The sequence below is a fragment of the Oceanobacillus longus genome (assembly GCF_042650085.1).
Classification (GTDB): Bacteria; Bacillota; Bacilli; order Bacillales; family Amphibacillaceae; genus Oceanobacillus; species Oceanobacillus longus.
Window position 1 is genome coordinate 994,160 of record NZ_JBHSAO010000001.1, and the last position, 24,201, is coordinate 1,018,360.

Consider the following 24,201-nt stretch of genomic DNA (forward strand, 5'->3'; position numbering starts at 1 on the left):
CCCTCTTTCATTACTGCAATATCATGTAGCTACATCATATGATATGGCTGCATATCAACTGTAATCAGTAAGTCATTTTTCCGTACTTCATCAGCAAAAACACTTTTTATTTTATTAATATATTTTCGCAAATGAGGCTCATCTCTATATTTTATCATGCATTGATAGCGATATCTATCTTTGATACGTGGTATTGCCGATGGTGTAGGTCCTAACACCACCGTATTTCCCCCAACAGCTTTCAAAAGCAGCTGTGCAATTTGCTGGGTAGATTGGATTGCTTTTACATTATTCTCATGGGAAACCGTAATAAGTGCTAAGTAAAAGTAAGGAGGATATTGAAAAGCTTTGCGCATGCTCATTTCGTGTTTATAAAATTCATTAAAATTATAATGACTTGCCAGTTCAATACTGTAATGATCCGGTGTATATGTTTGTACAACAACTTCACCAGGAAGTTCATGTCTTCCAGCACGTCCACTAACCTGTGTCAATAATTGAAACGTCTTTTCGGATGAACGGAAATCAGGGAGATGCAACATGGAGTCTGCTGTCAGTACACCAACAAGGGTAACATTTTCAAAATCCAATCCTTTTGCAATCATCTGTGTGCCCAACAGAATATCCGCTTTACCTTCTGCAAATTGGCTCAACAACTTCTCATGAGAACCTTTTCTCCTTGTCGTATCGACATCCATTCGAATAACTCTCGCCTCTGGAATAAGTTTAGTCAGTGATTCTTCCACTTTCTGAGTTCCAGTACCGAAATAACGAATTAAATCACTTTCACACTCCGGACACACTTCCGGTACGCTTTCTTCATACGAACAATAATGACATTTCAGTTGATTACTGTTTTTATGAAAGGTTAAAGCTATGTCACAATGTGGACATTCTTTAACATGTCCACAATCTCTGCACATAACAAAAGTAGAGTAGCCTCTTCTGTTCAACATAAGTACAATCTGTTCACCTTTCTCAAGGCATTTATCAATTTTATCCTTCAGTGCTCTTGAAAACATCGTACGATTACCAGCATGCAGTTCATTTCTCATATCTATTATTTCTACTTCAGGCATCGCTTTTTTATTTGTACGTTCACTCAAAGTTGAAAGCTTATAAACACCTTTGCTTGCACGTGCGTAGGATTCCAATGCTGGTGTAGCACTACCTAAGATTACAGGACAGTGATTACTTTCTCCTCTGTGAATCGCAACATCCCGTGCATGGTAACGCGGTTGGTCTTCCTGTTTATAAGTAGTCTCGTGTTCCTCATCGATAATAATAATGCCCAGGTTTTCAAAGGGGGCAAATACTGCAGACCTTGCGCCTACAACCACCTTCACTTCTTTTCGAAGGATTCTTCGCCATTCATCATATTTTTCTCCAGCAGAAAGAGCACTGTGCATAACAGCAACATTTGATCCAAATCTTCCTTTAAAACGTTTGACCATTTGAGGTGTCAGTGAAATTTCCGGTACTAGGACGATTGCTTCCTTATCTTTATTTAATACATTTTGAATTGCCTGCAAATATATTTCTGTTTTACCACTACCGGTGACCCCATGGATTAGAAAAACATCATGTTTATTCGCTTCAATCGTTTCGTTGATTGGTTGAATAGCTTCTCTTTGCTCTGTAGTTAATTCCAATGGGGTTGTTCGAGCAAAGTCATCATCATTATAAGGGTTTCGCAACACTTCTTTTTGATAAGTCTCTAAAAGGCCTTTTTCTACCAAAGCCTTTACGGTACCTGTTGTAGTTTGCACTTTTTTAAGCAAAACTTGCTGTTCCATCTCGTGCACATATTCAATAAAGAATAATAACAGTTGCTTCTGTTTCTTTGCTGATTTAGATAAATCCTCCACTGCCTCTTCCAATAGGAAAATATCCTTTGCTGGTTTAACCATTGTTACTTGTTTCTTTGTGATTCTGGATTTAACCAAATAATCAATCGAGATATCACCTGTCTCAATTAGTTTCTGAAGCTGATAGTAACTTATGGAGGATGATTCAAATTCTTCAAATGGTATGTAATCTCTTCCAGCAAACAGATGTTCAATATCCTCTGGAAGCTCTTCATCTGTCATTCTCACTAACTCTTTTTTATACTGTGATTTTAAGACCTGTGGCAGCATTGCCTGCAGCGCAGTAATGGATAAACTTAATGTTTCATTGGCAACCCACTTTCCCAGTTCAAGCAGTTCTGCAGTTAATACAGGAGTCAAATCCAAAACATCTATTATATCTTTTAATTTATTAAAGCTTGATTCAGAAGTAAAATCCACGACAAACCCCATAATTTTCCTTGGACCAAATGGAACAATGACACGCATGCCGACTGTAAGCATGTCCATGAATTTTTCTGGAACAAAGTAATCAAATGTCTGATTGGTGGAACTCGCCGGTACATCAACAATTACTTTAGCTATTTTCAACGTATTTCATCCTTCATATCCTGATCGATAAATTTCAGGATTTTTTCTGCTACTTCTCTCTTTGAAGCTAATGCTATTTCTTCCTGTTTCAATAATTTGTTTACGTACGTTACCATGTTTGTGTCGCCCCCAAAGCCTGCTCCTTCAGAAGATACATCATTAATCACGATCGCATCCAAATTCTTTTTCACGAGCTTTTTCTTACCGTATTCTAGCGGATTTGTAGTTTCAGCTGCAAATCCCACTAAATACTGGGTTGATTTAACTTCACCTAATGATTGAAGAATATCTTTTGTTCGCTCCATTTCGATATGCCATTCCCCGTCTTGCTTTTTCATTTTTTCTTCATATACTAGTTTCGGTCTGTAATCTGCAACTGCAGCAGACTTTATAACAATATCCTGTTCCTCGAAGTGAACGTGCATGGCCTCATACATTTCCTCGGCTGTCATTACATTAATTCGTTGAATTCGGGGGTGCGTAGTTTTCTCTGCTACTGGACCACATACAAGTGTTACATCTGCTCCAAATTCTGCAGCTGCCTCTGCAAGCGCAAAGCCCATTTTTCCTGTTGAATGATTCGTAAAAAATCGAATTGGATCAATTTTTTCCCTTGTTGGTCCAGCTGAAATCAGCACCTTTCTACCAGTTAAAAAAGGTTCCTGGTGTTGATGTGTTTCAATTGCTTCTATAATACTTTCTGGCTCTTCCAAACGTCCCTTCCCCACATAACCACAAGCCAGATAACCTGCACCAGGTTCAATGAAATGATATCCCCATTCCTCTAACTGTTTCATATTCTTAATCACTGCCGGATGAGCATACATATGTACATTCATTGCTGGAGCTACATAAACATCGGCCTGTGTCGCGAGTAGGGTAGTTGTAAGCATATCGTCTGCAATACCATTTGCAAGCTTTCCAATTATATTTGCTGTAGCTGGAGCAATGATTGCAATATCTGCCCAATCTGCCAAATCAATGTGTGCAATTTTTTCTGGATGTTTTTCGTCAAACGTATCTATATAAACGGGGTTTCTCGATAATGCCTGAAAAGTTAGAGGTGTTACAAATTCAGCAGCACTTTCCGTCATCATGACTTTAACATTGGCGCCTTTTTGCGTTAATTTACTTGCAAGTGCACATGCTTTGTATACTGCTATTCCACCAGAGACTCCTAAGAGTATATTCTTTTGATTAACCATTTTTCTAACCCCTTTCCAAACCGTTTCGAAATTTCATTAAGTCATTTATAACATATAAATAACACATATATCTTCTAAAAAGGTTGCAACAAAAGCATATTTGCTTTAAACCTTATTCAGTAAAAATAAACCCCCCGCTTTATTTTGCGGAGGGCTTTGAATTTATAATGGGTTAATCTTCTATATATAATTTTCCAGCTTCAATCTCTTCCAGGGCCATACCTACATATTTAACTGATTTTGGATTATCAACCATTACATTCTTTGAATCACTTAATTGTCTCGCACGTCTTGAAGATAGCGTTACAAGTGTATATTTAGATTTTATTTTGTCCTGCAAAGCATCAATTGATGGTTCTAACATCATTATAGTTCATCCTCCAATATTTTTTTGTATTGCTTCGCGACCCGTTCACGTTTTAAATGTTCACTTTGAATAATGGATTTCACCTTGTCCACAGCATGTTCAACCTGATCATTTACAACTACATAATCATAGGCATCCATCATTTCAATCTCTTTGCGGGCTTCTTTTAAACGGTTAAGAACCAGTTCCTGTGATTCCGTACCACGATTAACAATGCGGTTTTTCAATTCTTCTAGGCTTGGTGGGAAAAGAAAAATAAATACTCCTTCAGGGAAGTTCTCTTTTACCTGTAAAGCGCCCTGCACTTCTATCTCCAAAAAGACATCCTGCCCTTTTTCCAATGTCTCTTCCACATAAGTGCGAGGTGTCCCATAATAATTACTGACATATTTTGCATATTCAAGTAGTTGATTTTGTTCAATCAGATTTTCAAATTCTTCAACTGATTTGTAAAAATAATCAACCCCATCCATTTCACCCGGCCGCATATTTCTCGTTGTCATCGAAATGGAATATTGCAATTCAGTTGCTTCTTCAAAAAGTTTTTTTCTTACTGTTCCTTTTCCGACTCCGGACGGTCCAGAAAGAATAAATAAAATACCTTTCTCTTCAATCAACATATTTCCTCCTAAAGCTCCACTATTATGATCTATTCGTCTGAAATCTCTTCGTGACTGATTACCCGTTGTCCGACAGTTTCAGGCTGAACAGCAGATAGAACGACATGGTCACTGTCTGTTATAATCACAGCTCGTGTACGTCTTCCATATGTAGCATCCACCAATTTATTATTTTCTCTGGCTACGGTTATAATTCGTTTTATCGGTGCTGATTCCGGTGAAACAATCGAAATAATACGATTAGCGGAAACAACATTTCCAAAACCGATATTTATCAAACTTAAACTCAACTTACTTCCCCCTTGAACGAAAACGATATTCAGTCTAATATTTGTGTAATAGTATCATTATACTTTATTTAAGCAAAAATTTATACCATTAAATATAACTCTACGTAAGAGATGCCTTCAACTACTCGATATTGTTCACCTGTTCCTTCACTTTTTCAATCTCACTCTTAAGTAGAATAGTCCACTCGCTGAAACCTTCTATTTTCAATCGCAATTATCATATTTCCCTTACGTAATAGCTCTTTTCAACACAATCTTTCTATTTAATTCCATTTTTCTTACATCCATTTTCATTATACGTTATTCATACCGATTCTAAACCTACTATACCAATCATAACACTAACAGAAAAATAATCTATCAACATGGATAATCTCTAAAAAAAACCGAAAGCGCTCATTGCATAGCATTCTCGGTTTTGGATCTTGTATTATTTTTTAGTGAAACCGAATAAAACTGTTGGGATAGCTGCTAAGGCAACAATCAGCATCCAGTCTCTAAAGGCAAGACTAACGGTGTGGAAAATTGGCTGCAACGGTGGCCAGTAAATAACAACGAGTAGGAGCAACAAGGAAGAAAGCACAGCAAAAATCAGATAGATATTTTCAAATGGATTTCTTGAGAATATAGAATGCTCGCTTCTGCAGTCAAACACATGGATCAATTGAGCCAGTACAAGGGTTGTGAAAGCTGTTGTCTGGGCGAAAATTAAATTATCGGGATTATTTTGGTACGTGACTACAAAACCAATTAATGTCACCAAACCAATTAAAATCCCTCTGCTAATAATCTTGTAGCCTAATCCTCTTGAAAAAATGCCTTCACGAGGATTCCTTGGAGACCGTTTCATCACATCCCCCTCCGCTTTATCAAGCCCAAGTGCCATAGCAGGGAGTCCATCCGTAACAAGATTCACCCACAAGATTTGCACCGGTATAAGGGGAAGAGGCAAAGCTAGTAGCATAGCAAAAAGCATGACAAGTATTTCACCTACATTGGAAGCAAGCAAATATCTGATAAATTTACGAATATTTTCATAGATATTTCTTCCTTCCTGAATGGCTGATTTTATCGTTGCAAAATTATCATCCATTAATATTAAAGAAGAGGCTTCCTTTGTTACATCTGTACCGCTTATTCCCATACTAATTCCAATATCGCTTGCTTTAATTGCGGGGGCATCATTTACTCCATCACCTGTCATTGCTACAATGTGACCTTTTTCCTGAAATGCCTTTACGATCTTCAGTTTATGTTCTGGTGTTACACGAGCGAATACGTACGTATCATCGATAATATTACCCAGATCCTCTGATGTCATATTGTTTAATTGATGACCTTCAAGTACAAGACCATTTTCAGGAAGCAAATTCAGGTTCTTAGCAATTGCACGTGCAGTGTTAACATGATCACCTGTAATCATAACCGTTTTTATTCCAGCTTCCCTGCATTCTCTAATAGCGGTCTTTACTTCTTTTCTTGGAGGATCCATTAACCCATACAATCCGATAAACGTCAGTTCATCTTCCAGCAATGTCGAATCAAGTGATGTATTAGCAGAAATGGATTTCATACTGATGGCAATTGTTCGTAATGCTTTGCCTGCCATTTCATTGATGGCATTTTCAATTTGAACTTTATTTTGGTTTTTCAGTAGTTTCCTGCCATCCTTGTCCAAGTAGTAGGATGACCGTGGCAACAGCACATCAGGAGCACCTTTCGTAATCAAAAAGCGCATTTGATTTTTATCTTCAACAACCACACTCATTCGTTTTCTGTCTGAATCAAATGGAAATTCCTTGACAATACGGTACGCATCACCAAAGTCGACTGTTAATCCCATTTTCCTTGCAGCAACAAGTAATGCGCCATCGGTAGGGTCGCCATCGATATAATTCTTCCCTTTTTTTACATTTAAAATTGCATTATTACATAACATGCCATTTAAAAGCATATTTTCAAGGTTGGGATATGACCGATCGACTTTTTTTCGATCGAGGAAGTAATCACCCTGAATCTGGTACCCATCACCTGAAACATACAGATAATCACCGTTGAGATAAATTTCTTTAACTGTCATTTGATTTTCAGTCATTGTTCCCGTTTTGTCGGAACATATTACGGAAGCGCAGCCAAGTGTTTCGACAGCGGAAAGCTTCCGAACGATTGCCTTCTTCCTGATCATTCGTTGCACACCTAGAGAAAGAGCTACGGTTACAATAGCGGGTAGACCTTCTGGAATGGCAGCAACAGCTAAAGAAACACCAGCAAGAAACATCTCATACATTGGATGGCCTTGAATAATGCCAAGTCCTGCGACCAATACGGTCAGAAGTAACGCGACAACAATTAAAATTTTCCCAAGTTCAGCCAGCTTCATTTCAAGTGGTGTAACCATCTTTTTTGTATTGGCCATTAGTGAAGCTATTTGTCCCATAACTGTATTCATACCAGTCCCCACAACAATACCAACACCGGACCCTCTCGTTACAAGCGTGCCCATAAAACCCATATTTGCCTGATCCTGCACATCGAGGTTGTCCTTTTTGATTTCTGTAGCATGCTTGCTTACTGGCAATGATTCACCTGTAAGTGTTGACTCTTCCGTCTCCATACTATTTGATTTAACGATTCGAATATCAGCAGGGATACGATCACCACTATTTATTTTAACAATATCCCCTACTACAACATCTCGGGAGGTAATCTTCTCCCATTTCTCATTCCTAAGAACATTTGCTATCGGTGCAGACAGTTCCTTTAATTTCTCCAAAGAATTTTCTGCTTTTTGTTCCTGAAAAAACCCAATAAATCCATTGATAAATACAATAATCATAATCGCAATGGCATCAATAAATTCTCCAAGCAATCCTGCTATCAAGGTAGCAGCCAATAATACAATAACCATGAAATCTTGGAACTGTTTTAGAAAAATAAGCCATTTGGAAGTATTCTTCTTAGCCTCCAAGATATTTTCACCATATTGTTTCCGCCGCTCCTCTGCCTGTTTAGCGGTCAGCCCCCTATTTGCTGTGACAAGTAACTTCTGTTCAACTTTTTCTGCATCCAACTGATACCAATTCATCTGCATTCCTCCGCGCATTTAGATAGTACAAGCTATTAGTCCATATCTATGCATAACTCTCTAAAAAAATGCTATAATTGCGCATGAGGTGATTTTATGCCATTTGATGGTATCGTAACAAGAGCAGTTACAAAGGAATTAAAAGATAAATTGATATCCGGTAAAATTAATAAAATATATCAACCTACTTCCACCGAACTTGTTTTTACAATCAGAAGCCAAGGAAAGAACCATACCTTGCTGTTTTCCGTCCATCCGACCTATGCCAGGTTTCATTTAACGGAAGATACATATACAAATCCAAAGGAACCACCAATGTTTTGTATGGTATTAAGAAAACATCTATCCGGGGCCATTTTGGAAGATATTGAGCAATATGGAATGGAACGTATTGTCACCTTTTCCATCAAGACAAGGAATGAGCTTGGTGATATCAGCCATAAATTACTTGTTGCAGAATTAATGGGGAAACATAGTAATGTGATGATCGTTGACAAGGAAAAGGGTCATATTATTGACAGCATTAAACATATCTCAATGGCACAAAACCGATACCGGACCATCTTACCTGGTCAAGAATATAAACTGCCACCTTCACAAAATAAACTAAATCCCCTAGAGATAGACGGGGAACAGCTAGTTCGCAAATTGGATTTCAACGCTGGTAAAATCGATAAGCAAATGGTAGGCATCCTGGATGGCTTTTCGCCCTTAATTACAAGCGAAATCATAAGTCGTGCCAATTTTGGTTCCAATGACGTGTATATGGAAAAGTTTACAGAAGTTCAGCAGCAGCTTATTCATCATACTTATACTCCTGCAATTTACACAGGTGGTAGTAAAGAAGATTTTCATGTATTGCCCATCACTTCTTATCAAGGTGAAATGGCGGAATTTGAAAGCGCCAATACAATGCTGGATACATTTTATTCTGGAAAAGCTGAACGTGACCGCGTCAAACAAAAAGCGAAAGATTTATATCGCTTTATAAAAAATGAAAAGAATAAAAATGAACGGAAATTAAAAAAACATCTTCAGACAATTAAAAAAGCGGAAAAAGCGGAATACTACCAGAAAATGGGTGAATTGCTCACTGCACATATGCATTTAGTAAAACAGGGTACCACTAAGCTAACTGTTACTGATTATTACGATCCGAATCAGGCAGAAATAACCGTTGAATTAAATCCGAACAAAACACCAAGCGAAAACGCACAGAGCTTCTTTAAAACCTATCAGAAACTTAAAACATCAAAACAGGTCGTAGAAACCGAAATACTTCGTACAAACGAGGAAATAGACTATCTTAATCTATTGTTGCAACAGATAGACGTTGCTGCTGTAGAAGATATTGATGAAATTCGTGAAGAACTAAGTGAAGAAGGTTATATGAAAAAGCAAAGAACAAAAGGAAAGAAGAAAAACAAACCTATAAAACCTGCTCCTGAAGAATATGTTGCTACTGATGGCACAATGATTCTTGTAGGAAAAAATAATAAACAAAATGAATATGCAACAACAAAGCTAGCTCATCGAGATGATACGTGGTTGCATACAAAGGATATTCCTGGTTCACATGTCATCATCCGTTCAAGGGAAGTGAGTAATCAAACACTTTTGGAAGCTGCTGAGCTTGCAGCTTATTTCAGTAAATCACAAAATTCATCCTCGGTTCCTGTTGATTATACAACGATCCGGAATGTCAAAAAACCAAATGGCGCAAAGCCTGGGTATGTCACGTATGATAATCAAAAAACACTTTATGTAACTCCAACAAAAGAAACCGTCGATAAACTCAAAAAAAGGGGATGATTCCACTGATGGAATCATCCTTCTTTTCATCGTTTAGGAAATTATAAAATCGGCATTTTGTGGAAAACGTAAATACACAGAAACAGCCACGTCCAGCTCCATCGCCCAACGACTATTGGACTTCCCTCACCTCCGTACGATAAGTCAACATCGGTTCGCTTACGCTCACCGTGTTTCCTTTATCTCCTGCGGCTCAGTCCAGTCCATACGTCGCTAACCGGGCGCTTTCGCTTTTGTTCTTTTAAACTGGCTGTGGATTTAATTTTACGTCAATATTTCCTCTTGTCGCTTTTGAATATGGGCATGCCTGATGGGCTGCATCAGCTAACTCTTTTGCCTCTTCAGGGTTTACCCCTTCTATTTTTATATTTAACGTTACACCAATCTTATACCCACCATCTTCTGCATCTTTCATAAAACTAACATCTGCCGTTGTTTCAGAATCAATCTTCTTCTTTTGCATGGAAGCCACCGAATTTAATGCACCGTCATAACAAGCAGCATAACCTGCAGCAAATAATTGCTCCGGATTGGAACCTTTTTTATCTGAATTACCTTTTGCCGGATTTACTAAATCTAAATCTATCAGTCCATCATTCGATTTTACATGACCATCCCTACCATTTTTTGCTGTTGCACTTGATGTGAAAATTATTTCGCTCATCTCATCCACTCCTTATTAAGTACTACTTGTAAGTATTGTTCCTCTAATAAGGGCATGTTAAACATCTTGTAAAAAAGGTGCCAACTTTATAAAGAAATGTTGTTTATTGTGGAAGAAACTGTGTACTCGTAAGTGTCCTTATGAAGTGGTCCACTTGCGGCAGTTTACGGATCCCCTCCTGATAGCAAACCCATGTATCTCTTGTCACCCTTTTCCCTTCCACTTCAAGTGCAATATGTGGGTAGCTATCCATCATTGAATCTGAAACACTTTCCGGCAATACAGCCATACCTATTCCCTGTTTCATAAATTGTTTACAAGTTTCAATTTGATCGACGGTCATTGTTTTCAGTGGTTTTATTTTGTCCTGATGATGGTAAAGCCAGTTATCTACAAGCTCATGCATACTATCATCACTTTTAAAGGAAATCAGCGGTCGCTCTTTCAGTCTATCATCCGGAAAGGCTTCGGTATCAAATATATATAAAGGATCATCAAATAGGAGGATGGATGTTGTCTCTTTCAATTTTTCACCTCTTATGATGCAAACATGGTATTTTTTATGGTCTCTCTTTATATCCTCACTGATTCCTGTAACGAGATCGATCGCAACTTTTGGATAAGCGGCAGTGAATTCTCCAAGTATTGCAGGCAGAAAACGTTGGCTTATTAAGGATGAGCAGGCTATCGATAGTGTCCCTTGTATCTCTTTTCCGGATTCGGCAAGTCTATTTTTCAGCTCCCGCTCATGATCAATCACAAGTTTTGCATGCTTAATAATTATTTCCCCGCTCGGTGTAGGTATTAATCTTTTTGGTGTTCGAATAAATATAACCTCACCAAAATATTCTTCAATATATTTCAGTCTCTGTGTCACTGCTGGCTGTGAAATCAAAATGACCTTTGCCGTCCCCCTAATAGTACCGACTTCATTAAGCTTGATGAGGAGTACATAATCTTCAATTTTCATGTAAAACTCCCTTCCGATAATAAATACTTATTACTTTAATTATGTATTAGTATTTTTACTTATTACATTATAAATCATATGATAAATATATGTAAATGTCATTAAATAAGATTGTTATTAATGCCACAAATCTATAAACTACAAAGTAACTTCTTGTTGATTTCTATAAGTATGTGCTTTTGTCGCCGTCCGGGATCGCTCTGGGCGGATGCTTTCCGCGGGCACGGCCTCAGCCTCCTCGAGAAGACCACTCTGCGGGGTCTTCGGACACGTGCTTTTCCCGCAGGAGTCACCGCCCGCCGCTCACCCGGACTGGTGAAACTGTATGTTGCTATTTTAGCTATACAAGTATAGTAATTATTAGCAACCTTCTAGCCAGCTCTGGGAAATAAACGGAGACTCCTACGGGATGAGAGGCATAGGTGAGACACTGAAATGCGTTAGCATGAAGGGGCTCACCAGCCGCCCGTGGAAAGCGCAGTGTATTTCCCAGAGCGGTCGCCGAAGTTCCCATACTAGTTCGTAGTTTATCTCAACCCTGTGATATTAAAATGCACATTATAAAAAATTAGCCTTAAATTTAGAATGAAGGTTTCAAATATGAATGAAAAAGTCATAGGAGCAATGGGGATTTAAAAGTGGAAAGAAATATAAGATAACGTTACCAAGGAAATTTCCACCAGAAAGAAAACTCTCCATCTATACAGAATGGGATAACCTTACACTGGATAATGATAAGGCTATCGAAAAAGTACAACAAAATCTTCTTGATACAACAATGATTTAAAGGATTATTACAGCATAAAGGTTAATCAAAAAAATTATAACTTTTTCAATCAATTAATATGTAAAAACCAATGGCCACATATTGTGGCCATTGGTTTTATAAACTGTCTCTCCAGCTTAATAATTCAACTTTTTCGTTAGTAGTCAGTTTTCCATCCTCAACTAAGGCTTCCACTAATTCATCAAAATTAGTGATTGTCTCGAATTGGATATTTGTCTGTGCAAACTGCCTGCTAGCTTTCTTTAGTCCATAAGTAAATATGGCGAAGACGCTTAATACATCAGCACCTTCAGCCTGCAGCGCTTTCGCAGAATCGATGGAAGAACCACCTGTAGAGATTAGATCCTCAATAACCAAAACTTTTTGTCCCTTTGTAATATTTCCCTCAATCTGGTTTCCTTTACCATGTCCTTTTGGTTTTGAGCGAACATAAACCATAGGCAGGTTCAATTGGTCTGCAAGCCATGCAGCATGCGGAATACCTGCAGTTGCGCAACCTGCAATCACATCCGGCTTTTCTTCCATTCCAGCTACTTTTTCAGCAAATGCCTCACTAATTTTCTTTCGAATTTCCGGATAAGACATTGTTAATCGATTATCACAATATATTGGTGATTTGATGCCGGAAGTCCATGTGAAATAATTGTCCGGATTAATTTGTACTGCTTTAATCTCAAGTAAGTCTCTTGCAAGTTCATCCTTTAATGCCATTGTTCCATTCCTCCACTGCTTGTTGATATGCTTCATACGGATTATCTGCCTTTGTTACACTACGGCCAATAACAATGTAATCCGACCCATTATCCTTGGCAAATCCTGGCGAAGCAATTCTCTTTTGATCATTACTGTCTGAATTCTTTAAACGAATACCAGGAGTTACTGTGAGATAAGAATTCCCACATATCTGTTTTATTCGTTCAGCTTCATAAACCGAACACACCACACCATCTGCTCCACTTTTTTGAGCAAACTCAGCAAAATAAGCGGCATTATCCTCTAAATTACCTGGGATCCGCAATTGTGTATGAAGTGAATCTTCATCCATTGAAGTTAACACTGTCACTGCAATTAGTTTTGTGTCATGATTTTCACTACCCGAAATAAGTCCTTCTTTAGCAAATTTAATCATTTCACTACCACCAAGAGCATGTACATTCGTAAGATCGACTCCCAACTTACCAATGTTTTTCATCGCACGCATCACCGTTGTCGGAATATCATGCAATTTTAAATCAAGAAAGATTGGATGGTTATCTGTTTTTAGTTTCTCAATAACGGAAGGTCCCTCTTTGTAAAATAACTCCATGCCTACTTTTACCGGAACGCCTTGAAAATTATAATCGTCGATAAACCGTTTCGTCTCTTCCCAATCCGGAAAATCCAGTGCAAGATAAATATTCTTATTCATACTTGTACAATCCCCTTTCCGATGGCGTCTTCAACGGAATCAAACCCATATCTTTTCAGTGTATCTGGAAGCGCATCAATAATCTCTGGACAAGCATATGGATTATTAAAATTCGCCGTACCAACTGCAACAGCACTTGCTCCTGCAAGTAAAAATTCAAGTACATCTTCTGCGCTGCTGACACCACCCATACCAATAATTGGAATCGATACATGCTGTTTCACTTCATAGATCATACGAATTGCAATCGGTTTGATTGCGGGACCTGATAGTCCCCCTGTTTTATTTGCTATTAATGGTTTTTTTGAAGGTAAGTGGATTTGCATACCTGTTAATGTGTTAATCATAGAAAGTCCGTCTGCCCCCGCTGTTTCCACTGCTTTTGCCATTTCAACTATATTCGTTACGTTAGGTGACAATTTCACATAGACCGGCAATTGACTTGCTTTCTTAACGACTTCCGTTACCTTTGCTGCCATACGCGGGTCTGTACCAAATTGAATACCGCCTTCTTTCACATTGGGACAGGATATGTTTAACTCAAGTGCATGTACATGGTCCGTCTGATTGAAGGCTGCAGCCACTTTTTCGTACTCTTCCAGTGTACTTCCTGCAATATTAGCAATGATCTGCGTGTTGTAGTTTGCGAGAAACGGAACTTCTTTTTCAATAATCTTTTCCACTCCCGGATTTTGCAATCCAATAGCATTCAGCATTCCAGAAGCAGTTTCAGCAACTCGCGGAGTCGGATTGCCAAATCTTTCCGTCCCTGTTGCAGCTTTCATAATCACTGCACCAAGCTTGCTTAGATCATAAAATTTACTATATTCTCTTCCAAAGGCGAAACACCCTGAAGCAGGCATAATTGGATTTTTCAGTTTCAGTCCAGGTAAATTTACTGCTAGATTAGTCATAGAGATACCTCCTGCACATGAAAGACTGGCCCATCACTGCAAATTTTCTTATATCCACCTTTTTCATCCGTTGGTATAACACATGCCATGCATGCTCCTACACCACATCCCATTCGCTCTTCCAGAGAGATCATCCCAGGTTTATCCTTCAGTTTTGCAGTAATGGCTTTTAACATTGGCAATGGTCCACAGGAATAATAGCTATCAAAATCTCCTGCCTTCTCTATAATATCTGTAACAAATCCCTCTTCTCCATATGTCCCATCATTAGTTACAATATACGTTTTTCCCAATTTGCTGAACTTCTCTTCGTAAAATACATTTACCTCTGTTTGAAAACCTAGAATCGAGATAATCTCTGTATTTTTTTCTGCTAGTTTTTTTCCAAGATAATAGAGAGGAGGAACACCGATTCCTCCACCTATTAATAGAATTGTTGATTTTTGATTACCTTCTATCTGAAATCCATTGCCACTTGGACCTAGTACGTCAAATGACATACCAGGACTTAAAGTAGCAAGTTTAGCCGTACCTGCCCCTACAATTTTAAAGAGAATCGTTATTGTATTATTTTCGCTGTTTATATCTGCAATCGATATCGGTCTTCTTAGCGTATATCCTTCCACAGATACATGGAGGAATTGACCTGGAGTCGCTGTTTGACTAATATAGGGATTTTCTACAACCATTTCAATTGTATCCAGTGCTATTCTTTCAACAGCGTTTATGAGCATTATCTCTTTTCTCATCATTTAACAACAACCTTTTTTTGATCCATTGGTTTTGCACTGAAAGTTGTTGAATCAATCACATTCAGAATTGCATTCGCTGTATCCATGTTTGTTAAACAAGCAATTCCATGTTCCACTGCTTCTCTTCGAATTAAGAATCCGTCAGATCTCGGTTTTTTACCAGAATTAAGTGTATTAATAACAAATTGTACTTGAGCCTTTTCGATGATAGAGAGTACATTTGGTTCCGTCGCACCAATTTTTGCTACTTCAACAACTGGAATTCCTCCAGCATTTCGTACATATTCTGCAGTTCCTTTCGTTGCATAAAGCAGGAAACCAAGTTGATGGAAACGATCCGCAATCTCAAGCATCTCTTCTTTGTCTTTATCTGCCACAGTCAGAAGAACCCCACCTTCTTGTGGAACAGTCAGTCCTGCTGCAATTAAACCTTTATACAGTGCTTTTTCCAATGTTTTATCATAACCAATTGCTTCACCAGTTGATTTCATTTCCGGCCCTAGAATTGTATCCACACTGCGTAGTTTTTCAAAAGAAAACACCGGTATTTTAACGGATACCTGTTTTTGTTCAGGTAGGATTCCAGTTTCATAACCTAAGTCTTTCAGTTTAGTTCCTAAAATACATTTTGTTGCCAGATTTGCCATTGTAACGCCTGTTATTTTACTCAAGAAAGGAATCGTTCTGCTTGCTCGTGGGTTTACTTCCAGGACGTAAACATCTTCTCCACGAATAATAAATTGGATATTAATCAATCCTTTAACATGAAGCGCATTAGAAATCTTTTGGGCAGCATCCATACATTTTTCTTTTACTGCCGGACTGAGACGTTGTGGTGGATAAACGGCCATGGAATCCCCTGAATGGACGCCTGCACGTTCAATATGTTCCATAATCCCTGGTACAATTGTAGTTTTTCCATCACTGATTGCATCCACTTCCGCTTCAATTCCTGTTAGGTATTTGTCAATCAGGATAGGATGTTCAGGGTCGATATTATCTGATTTGGCAAGATATGTGTGTAATTCAGTATCGTCATACACAATTTCCATTCTGCTGCCACCTATTACATAGGAAGGTCTTACAAGAACCGGATAACCAATTGTATTGGCTACTTCAATTGCCTGATCCAACTTGCGTACCGCTTTTCCGTTTGGTCTCAAAAGATTCAATTCATCTAATAATATCTCAAATTTATCACGATCTTCAGCGCGGTCAATTGCTTCTAAATTTGTTCCTAAAATTTCTACTCCTCGGCGTTCCAAACCTGCTGCCAGATTGATTGCTGTCTGGCCACCAAACTGTACGATAACCCCTTCTGGCTTTTCCAATTCCACAACATGCATCACATCTTCCAATGTTAGTGGTTCAAAGTAGAGCTTACCGGAAATACTAAAGTCAGTGGATACCGTTTCGGGATTATTATTCATAATAATTGCTTCATAGCCCAGCTCTTTGATTGCCAGTACAGAATGAACCGTTGCATAATCAAACTCTATTCCTTGTCCGATCCGAATTGGGCCTGAACCAAGTACAAGAATCTTTTTACGGTCGGAAGCAATAGACTCATTTTCATCCTCATACGTACTGTAGAAATAAGGTGTTTCCGATTCAAATTCTGCTGCACATGTATCTACCATTTTGTAAACAGGTTTAATATCAAGGGACATCCGCTGGAAATAAACCTCGTCTAGTGTCGTATTCCAAATCCTAGCAATTTGTGCATCTGCAATACCTAATTTTTTTGCTTTTTCCAAAACTTGATCAGAAAATGGGTTTACTGCCAATTCTTGTTCGAACTGAATCATTCTTTCCAGTTTAACTAGGAAGAATGTATCTATTTTAGTAAGTTGGAAAATCTTTTCTACGGTAAATCCTCTACGGAAAGCTTCTGCTATGACAAAGATTCGTTCGTCATCAGCCTTTTTCAAACGTTTTTCCAGAATTTCCTCAGACACATCGATTAGTGACTTCAACCAAAGCTCTTCTGTACCAAGCTCAAGAGAACGGATACCTTTTAAAAGAGATTCTTCAAACGTACGACCAATCGCCATAATTTCACCAGTTGCCTTCATTTGTGTACCAAGTCTACGGTCACCAGTTGTAAATTTATCAAATGGGAATCTTGGGAATTTGGTTACCACATAATCCAATGAAGGCTCAAACAATGCATATGTTTTTCCCGTAATTGGATTTATAATTTCATCCAGCGTGTAGCCTACAGCAATTTTTGCAGCCACTTTTGCAATCGGATACCCTGTTGCTTTTGAGGCAAGTGCTGATGACCGACTGACCCGTGGATTTACCTCAATAATGAAATAATCAAAGCTGTTCGGATCAAGAGCAAGCTGAACATTACAGCCACCTTCTATTTCCAAGGAACGTATAATTTTCAACGAAGCATTTCGTAACATATGGTATTCCCTGTCACTTAATGTTTGGGATGGTGCCACTACTATCGAATCCCCAGTATGAATGCCGACTGGGTCCACATTTTCCATATTACAGACAACAATAGCCTGGTCATTTTTATCACGCATTACTTCATACTCAATTTCCTTAAATCCTGCGATATTTCTTTCAATCAGACATTGATGAACAGGGGACAATGCAAGCCCATTTTTTGTAACTTCTTTTAATTCCTGTTCACTGTAGCACATTCCCCCGCCAGTTCCACCAAGCGTATATGCAGGCCGTACAATAAGGGGATAGCCGATTTCTGCTGCAAAATCAAGTGCTTGATCAACTGTTGTGACAATACTGCTTTCAGGAACTGGCTCATTCAATTCCTGCATCAAATCTCTAAACTTCTCACGATCTTCCGCCTTTTGAATTGCTTCGAGTGTTGTACCTAGCAATTGAACATTGTATTTGGAAAGAATTCCTTTTTCTTCTAACGCAATTGCCAGATTCAAACCGGTTTGTCCCCCCAGCGTCGGCAATAATGCATCTGGTTGTTCTTTTCGAATGATTTTAGTTAGAAATTCTACATTTAAAGGCTCCATATAAACTTTATCTGCAACTGTGTTATCTGTCATGATTGTTGCAGGATTTGAATTGGCAAGAATGACGGTATAACCTTCTTCCATCAATGCCTGACATGCTTGTGTACCGGAATAATCGAATTCTGCTGCCTGGCCAATAACAATTGGGCCGGAACCAATAACTAAAATCTTCTGGATGTTTGTATTCTTAGGCATATGATTCCTCCTCATGCTTTACTTGATTGTTTTTAATCATTTTTAAAAAGTCATCAAACAGGTAATTTGTATCTTCTGGACCTGGGGAAGCTTCCGGGTGGTACTGTACAGAAAATGCCGGATACAGTTTATGTTGAATCCCTTCAACCGTATTATCATTCAATGCAATTTGGGTAAGTTCAAGTGCAGTATGATCAAGTGATGCTTCTCTTACCGCATAGCTGTGATTTTGTGATGTTAGATAGGACTTGGATTTTTTTAAGTCTTTAACCGGATGGTTTGCACCACGATGACCGAACTTCATCTTCTCTGTATCAGCTCCGCAAGCAAGTGCTAGTAGTTGATGACCTAAGCAAATACCGAAAATCGGAACTTTTCCTAAAACCTGCTTAATCATCTCAATTGCTTCGGGTACGTCCTTCGGATCCCCAGGACCATTTGTCAGCATAATTCCATCAGGCTTCAAACGCAAAATAGCTTCTGCACTATAATCATGTGGAACAACTGTTATATGACAATTTCTTTTTGTTAATTCGCGAAGAATACCATGTTTTGCACCAAAATCAACCATTACAATGCGCTGACCACGACCTGGAACGACGTAAGGCTTGATTGTAGACGTTCTTTTAACCTGGTCCGTTGGCAGAACAAGATTTCTAACCTCTTCTGCTAGCCCCTCGGCGGATGGTTCAAGATCGGTAATGATTGCTTTCATCGTTCCGTATTTTCGGATAATTTTTGTCAATTTTCTTGTATCAATCCCCTGAATGCCCGGAATATCATGCGCTTTTAAAAAGTGATCCAGGTTTTCCTCATTACGGAAATTGGAAGGTGCGTCACTTACTTCCTTCACAACAAAACCGTGAATAAACGGGGTAACAGTTTCAAAGTCGTCCCGGTTAATTCCATAGTTTCCAACAAGCGGGTAAGTCATCGTAACAATCTGTCCACAATAGGATGGATCAGATATAACTTCCTGATAGCCTGTCATACCTGTATTGAATACAACTTCTCCGCTTGTCACTCGCTCACTACCAAATCCTTCGCCAATAAATACTGTACCGTCCTCTAGAACCAATTGTCTTTTAGCCATGAATATCCTCCTTATAAACAATATTACCTTCTGCGATCGTTAAGACTGGTATTCCTTTAACCTTCCAGTCCTGAAATGGTGTATTCTTCCCTTTTGAATAAAAACTACTTTTATCTATAACGGATACTTTCTCAAGATCTACTACTGTAATATCTGCAATACTTCCTTCTTCCAGTGTTCCATAAGGAAGATTGAAAACTTGTGCAGGTTTATTTGTCATCCAAGCAACTAACTGTTGAAGCGTAATTTTTCCAGTTTCAACCAAATTTGTATAAAGAAGTGAGAAAGCTGTTTCAAGACCAACAATACCAAATGGTGCTTTCAGAAAACCTTGTGCTTTTTCATCTGCTGCATGTGGTGCATGGTCGGTTGCGATAAAATCAATCGTCCCATCCAACAATCCTTCCAGTAAAGCTTGTTGATCTTCTTTCGAGCGTAAAGGAGGATTCATTTTATAATCCGCATCATTTTCATGAATATCTTGTTCAGTCATCAATAAATGATGTGGTGTAACCTCTGCAGTGACTTTAATTCCAGCTCTTTTTGCATCGCGAATCACACGTACAGATTCCTTTGTGCTAACGTGACAAACGTGATAGTGACAGCCTGCTTTCTCAGCAAGCAGGACATCTCTGGCAATTTGAACCGATTCAGTTATGGAAGGGATTCCAGGCAGATTCAGTCTCTCGCTTACTTCCCCATCATGAACAACACCGCCATAAACGATTGAGTTGTCTTCACAATGAGCAACGATTGCAGTACCACATTCCGCAGCATCCTTCATAGCACGAAGCATTTGATCTGCTGTCTGAATCCCAACACCGTCATCCGTGAAGGCAAATGCGCCGATTTCGCTTAATTCTTTAATATTTGTTCGTTCTTCGCCCTTTAATCCTTTTGTGATTGCTGCATATGGAAGAACACGAACCAAAGCGTCCGTTTTTATTTTTTCTAAAATTGCTGTTAGAGATTCTTTACTGTCAGGAACTGGATTTGTGTTCGGCATCGCACAGACGGTTGTATATCCGCCTCGTGCTGCTGCTTCTGTACCAGTAATGATCGTCTCTTTATGCTCTCCACCTGGTTCACGGAGATGAATGTGGACATCAATAAAGCCTGGTAAAATGAGTTTTCCTTTAAGATCGATAATTTTGTCTGCTTCTTCTGATATTACAGTATCTAATTTATCGATTCGATTACCGTTTATTAAGATTTCACAGGCTTCCATTTCATTTGATGAAAGCAAGCGCTTTGCGTTTTTTAAAATTGTTTTCATTAGTGATAATCCCCCATTCATTTAATACATTCATCATAATCGCCATTCTCACAAAAACACCATTTTCCATTTGCTTAAAAATTCGTGATCGACCGCATTCAACCAAGTCAGTATCTATCTCAACACCTCGGTTAATCGGTGCAGGGTGCATAATAATTGCCTGTTCTTTCATCTTTCTTTCCCGTTCTTTTGTTAATCCATAGAGTTCAAGGTAATCCGAAGTTTCTGCTTTATGAAGATGCCTCTCATGCTGTATGCGGAGAAGCATGACAACATCACAGGTCTCTACTGCTTCATCTATTGAAATATAAGGAAAATCAAGTTCATCATCTTCAAATCCAGGGGCAGCACTTAAATATACAATCGCACCAAGCTTGCGAAGCGCAAAAGCATTGGAACGTGCCACCCGGCTATGTTTGATATCTCCGACAATCACGACCTTTAGTCCTTTAATACAGCCATATTCCTGATAGATAGTCAGCAAGTCCAACATGCATTGTGTTGGATGTTCCTCTTTCCCTGCACCTGCATTAATTATCGGAACCGAAACCCTATCGTCAAGCTCTTCAAACCAGCTGTCCGATTGATGTCGAACAATAAGGAGATCGGATCCAATGGATTCAAAAGTCTTTGCTGTGTCATAAAGAGACTCTCCTTTGATTACACTGGATGAATCGGAATGAAAATCAAGAATCTCCAAACCTAATTTCTTCTGTGCCACGACAAAGCTCATTTTCGTCCTTGTACTCGGTTCAAAAAATAAATTAGCTACAAATAATTGTTTATTTAATTTGACCTCATGAGTCCGATAGTTTTCTGCTGTTTCCAATATGGAGTAAATATCTTCTACAGTAAGCTGATTAACGGATATAAAATGTCTCAAAAGTCTTTCCTCCTTATAATGAATAACTTAATCTTTCCCATAAAAAAACTCTTTGCAGATGGCTGCAAAGAGTTATACGTGTAGTTACTACACGTTATCTTGGGCAACCTTTCAAACCTCTCTGGATTTGATTAAAAGTTGAATTATTTATTTTTCATAAATGGAAACTTGGTCACTATTATCAATTTCATTTAACTGAACAACAATAATTTCTTTATCTGATGTCGGGATATTTTTTCCTACATAATCAGCCCGGATCGGCAGCTCACGATGTCCTCGGTCAACCAATACTCCCAGTTGAATTTGGGATGGTCTTCCAATATCCATTACTGCGTCCATTGCTGCTCTAACTGTTCTTCCTGTAAATAATACATCATCTATGAGAATAACATTCTTTCCGGTTAGCTCAACATCGATGGTTGCTGAATTAATTTCAGGTTCGTTACTGATATTTACTTTTTTCAGATCATCACGGTACATCGTAATGTCAAGTTCACCAAATGGAACTTCTATTGCTTCAATTTGTTTTATTTTTTCTTGAATTCGTTTTGCTAGTGGTACACCTCTGGTTTTCACACCAATCAGAACAAGGTCTTCGCCGCCTTTATTTTTTTCCAATATTTCATGGGACATTCGTGTCAATGCTCTGTTCACGGCAGCTGTATCTAATATTTCCGTCTTCTTCTTCACTGAAACACACCTCAATTCTTAGAAAACTTGGCGTTCGCCAAGCCTTTAGGCGAATGCTCAAAGCCCGCACTTATGCAGTAAGAAAGTATTTATACTTTCTTAACTACCATATAAAAACCCTTTTCTCCTGATAGGAAAAAAGGGTTTGAGAATACATAATCATACTTTTACCGCTCCCTTTTCAGCCTCACAGGACTAATGTTTAAAGGTCATCTATTCATTTAGTTTATTATTACAAACTCCGCACGAGATGTCAATACATTTTTCTAATCGTTTCAAGCACTTCCTGAAACACCACTGGAGCATCTATTTCAAATTCAAGCCATTCTTCTGTTCTCGGATGTACAAACGCAAGCGATTTCGCATGTAATGCCTGTCCGTCTGCATCGAGTGTTTTTCTCTGGCCATATTTAGGGTCACCAACTAATGGAAATCCAATGTAACGCATATGAACACGAATCTGGTGGGTACGTCCGGTTTCCAACTGGCATTCCACATGGGTAAAGTCAGGAAAATGTTTGAGTACTTTAAAATGGGTAATAGCAGGTTTTCCATTATCCACAATTCCCATTTTTTGCCTGTCTTTCGGATCTCTTCCGATAGGTGCATCAATCATTCCTGTTTCATGCGTAATTTCTCCGTGCACAATAGCCTCATATTTACGCTTTATTTCTTTATTGGAAAGCTGTTCCGACAAATGGACATGTGTATGGTCATTTTTGGCAACAACGAGTAGTCCGCTTGTATCTTTATCGATTCGATGTACAATCCCTGGTCTTTCAACTCCATTTATTCCGGACAAATCCTTACAATGATAAAGCAGTGCATTCACAAGGGTTCCATTCTGATGTCCCGCAGAAGGATGAACAACCATTCCTTTTGGCTTGTTAACAACGAGTAGATCACTATCCTCATAAACAATAGATAAAGGAATATCCTCTGCTTTAATATCCAATGGCTCTACTTCCGGTATAGACCATGTGATTTCATCACCTGTTTGACATTTGTGGTTTGCTTTCGCAGGCTCGCCATTCACTAAAACATGATTCTTACTGATCCATGTTTGAATTTGAGAACGGGAGCGCTCCGGATTAATTTCAGCCAGAACCTTATCTAATCTTGTTTTATTTTGTTCCTCTGTTACATTATGTTTAAAATAGGTCATTTTTTCGGCTTTTCCTTTCTTTGTTTCATTTCATCGATTATAGTAGCAATAATCACTAATATGACACCAATTGTTAAAGCTGAATCGGCCACATTAAAGATTGGAAAATCATAATTAAAAATGATGAAATCTGCAAAATCAACGACTTCTTTACGAAATATGCGATCAATAAAGTTTCCGATTGCACCGCCAAGTATTAAGCTCAATCCAATTGCAAGAAGTTTATCGTGTTTTGCATAACTTTGCATGTAATAAATAATTCCAATCACAACGATGACAGTAACAATATAAAAGAATATCATCTGCCCCTCTAAAATACCCCAGGCAGCACCAGAATTACGATGTGATGTAAGATAAAAAAAGTTCTCAATCACAGTTATTTGTTCACCGATCTCCATGGATTTAACGACAATCCATTTTGTCAGCTGGTCAATACCAATGATGATGAGTGCGAAGACATAATACCAGTGCATGCGATTTCCCCCGATTTCCATTTCTATGTCCCTATAATCTTATACTTTAACTACTTTGTTTTCAAGAGCAAACACAAGTAGACCGATCACTGGAACGGATAAGCAAAAA

At 38.5% G+C, this 24,201-nt stretch carries 20 protein-coding genes; 1 reads left to right on the plus strand and 19 read right to left on the minus strand.

Annotation, left to right across the window (positions count from 1 at the left end):
- Positions 1–29 precede the first annotated feature (29 nt).
- From priA to ACFOUV_RS05170, 6 genes are all read right to left on the minus strand, one after another.
- Entirely contained in the window at positions 30–2,438 is a 2,409-nt protein-coding gene (gene priA, locus ACFOUV_RS05145; RefSeq protein ID WP_379495677.1) for a primosomal protein N', read from the minus strand.
- Positions 2,435–3,643 carry a bifunctional phosphopantothenoylcysteine decarboxylase/phosphopantothenate--cysteine ligase CoaBC gene (gene coaBC / locus ACFOUV_RS05150; RefSeq protein WP_379495678.1) on the minus strand — a complete coding sequence of 403 codons (1,209 nt, stop codon included), beginning with the start codon at positions 3,641–3,643 and terminating at the stop codon, positions 2,435–2,437. The genes priA and coaBC overlap by 4 nt, the downstream gene beginning before the upstream one ends.
- A 172-nt stretch (positions 3,644–3,815) precedes the next feature.
- Entirely contained in the window at positions 3,816–4,010 is a 195-nt protein-coding gene (gene rpoZ, locus ACFOUV_RS05155; protein ID WP_379495679.1) for a DNA-directed RNA polymerase subunit omega, read from the minus strand.
- Positions 4,010–4,627, minus strand: a complete 618-nt coding sequence (gene gmk / locus ACFOUV_RS05160; protein WP_379495680.1) for a guanylate kinase — start codon at positions 4,625–4,627, stop codon at positions 4,010–4,012. The genes rpoZ and gmk overlap by 1 nt, the downstream gene beginning before the upstream one ends.
- Before the next feature lie 32 nt (positions 4,628–4,659).
- Entirely contained in the window at positions 4,660–4,920 is a 261-nt protein-coding gene (gene remA / locus ACFOUV_RS05165) for an extracellular matrix/biofilm regulator RemA (protein WP_249869837.1), read from the minus strand.
- A 430-nt stretch (positions 4,921–5,350) separates the two neighbouring features.
- The gene (locus ACFOUV_RS05170) at positions 5,351–8,005 is read right to left on the minus strand and encodes a cation-translocating P-type ATPase (protein WP_379495681.1); all 2,655 of its coding nucleotides are present in this window, start codon (positions 8,003–8,005) and stop codon (positions 5,351–5,353) included.
- Positions 8,006–8,101: 96 nt separating this feature from the next.
- On the opposite strand from ACFOUV_RS05170, the gene ACFOUV_RS05175 reads away from it, so the two are divergent.
- Complete coding sequence (locus tag ACFOUV_RS05175) at positions 8,102–9,817, plus strand: Rqc2 family fibronectin-binding protein (RefSeq protein WP_379495682.1); 1,716 nt, start codon at positions 8,102–8,104, stop codon at positions 9,815–9,817.
- Positions 9,818–10,058: 241 nt separating this feature from the next.
- Here the strand turns inward: ACFOUV_RS05175 and ACFOUV_RS05180 are convergent, their stop codons facing one another.
- From ACFOUV_RS05180 to lspA, 13 genes are all read right to left on the minus strand, one after another.
- Positions 10,059–10,481 (minus strand): organic hydroperoxide resistance protein, encoded by a 423-nt coding sequence (locus ACFOUV_RS05180; protein ID WP_379495683.1) that lies wholly within the window; start codon positions 10,479–10,481, stop codon positions 10,059–10,061.
- Between the two features lie 103 nt (positions 10,482–10,584).
- Positions 10,585–11,451, minus strand: a complete 867-nt coding sequence (locus tag ACFOUV_RS05185; protein ID WP_379495684.1) for a LysR family transcriptional regulator — start codon at positions 11,449–11,451, stop codon at positions 10,585–10,587.
- Between the two features lie 883 nt (positions 11,452–12,334).
- On the minus strand, positions 12,335–12,949 hold the full coding sequence (gene pyrE / locus ACFOUV_RS05190) for an orotate phosphoribosyltransferase (RefSeq protein WP_379495685.1): 615 nt from the start codon (positions 12,947–12,949) through the stop codon (positions 12,335–12,337).
- The gene (gene pyrF, locus ACFOUV_RS05195; protein WP_379495686.1) at positions 12,933–13,646 is read right to left on the minus strand and encodes an orotidine-5'-phosphate decarboxylase; all 714 of its coding nucleotides are present in this window, start codon (positions 13,644–13,646) and stop codon (positions 12,933–12,935) included. Before pyrF ends, pyrE begins: the two co-directional genes overlap by 17 nt.
- On the minus strand, positions 13,643–14,560 hold the full coding sequence (locus tag ACFOUV_RS05200; RefSeq protein ID WP_379495687.1) for a dihydroorotate dehydrogenase: 918 nt from the start codon (positions 14,558–14,560) through the stop codon (positions 13,643–13,645). The genes pyrF and ACFOUV_RS05200 overlap by 4 nt, the downstream gene beginning before the upstream one ends.
- The gene (locus ACFOUV_RS05205) at positions 14,557–15,312 is read right to left on the minus strand and encodes a dihydroorotate dehydrogenase electron transfer subunit (RefSeq protein ID WP_379495688.1); all 756 of its coding nucleotides are present in this window, start codon (positions 15,310–15,312) and stop codon (positions 14,557–14,559) included. The genes ACFOUV_RS05200 and ACFOUV_RS05205 overlap by 4 nt, the downstream gene beginning before the upstream one ends.
- A complete protein-coding gene (gene carB, locus ACFOUV_RS05210) occupies positions 15,309–18,512 on the minus strand; it encodes a carbamoyl-phosphate synthase large subunit (RefSeq protein WP_379495689.1) in 3,204 nt (1,067 codons plus the stop codon). The genes ACFOUV_RS05205 and carB overlap by 4 nt, the downstream gene beginning before the upstream one ends.
- Entirely contained in the window at positions 18,505–19,605 is a 1,101-nt protein-coding gene (locus tag ACFOUV_RS05215; protein ID WP_379495690.1) for a carbamoyl phosphate synthase small subunit, read from the minus strand. The genes carB and ACFOUV_RS05215 overlap by 8 nt, the downstream gene beginning before the upstream one ends.
- Positions 19,598–20,881 (minus strand): dihydroorotase, encoded by a 1,284-nt coding sequence (locus ACFOUV_RS05220; RefSeq protein WP_379495691.1) that lies wholly within the window; start codon positions 20,879–20,881, stop codon positions 19,598–19,600. Before ACFOUV_RS05220 ends, ACFOUV_RS05215 begins: the two co-directional genes overlap by 8 nt.
- The gene (locus ACFOUV_RS05225; protein ID WP_379495692.1) at positions 20,835–21,764 is read right to left on the minus strand and encodes an aspartate carbamoyltransferase catalytic subunit; all 930 of its coding nucleotides are present in this window, start codon (positions 21,762–21,764) and stop codon (positions 20,835–20,837) included. The genes ACFOUV_RS05220 and ACFOUV_RS05225 overlap by 47 nt, the downstream gene beginning before the upstream one ends.
- 147 nt (positions 21,765–21,911) lie before the next feature.
- Positions 21,912–22,454: a bifunctional pyr operon transcriptional regulator/uracil phosphoribosyltransferase PyrR gene (pyrR, locus tag ACFOUV_RS05230; protein ID WP_379495693.1), complete on the minus strand. Its 543-nt coding sequence runs from the start codon at positions 22,452–22,454 to the stop codon at positions 21,912–21,914.
- Between the two features lie 253 nt (positions 22,455–22,707).
- Positions 22,708–23,619 (minus strand): RluA family pseudouridine synthase, encoded by a 912-nt coding sequence (locus ACFOUV_RS05235; RefSeq protein ID WP_379495694.1) that lies wholly within the window; start codon positions 23,617–23,619, stop codon positions 22,708–22,710.
- The gene (gene lspA / locus ACFOUV_RS05240; RefSeq protein ID WP_379495695.1) at positions 23,616–24,092 is read right to left on the minus strand and encodes a signal peptidase II; all 477 of its coding nucleotides are present in this window, start codon (positions 24,090–24,092) and stop codon (positions 23,616–23,618) included. Before lspA ends, ACFOUV_RS05235 begins: the two co-directional genes overlap by 4 nt.
- Positions 24,093–24,201: the final 109 nt, after the last annotated feature.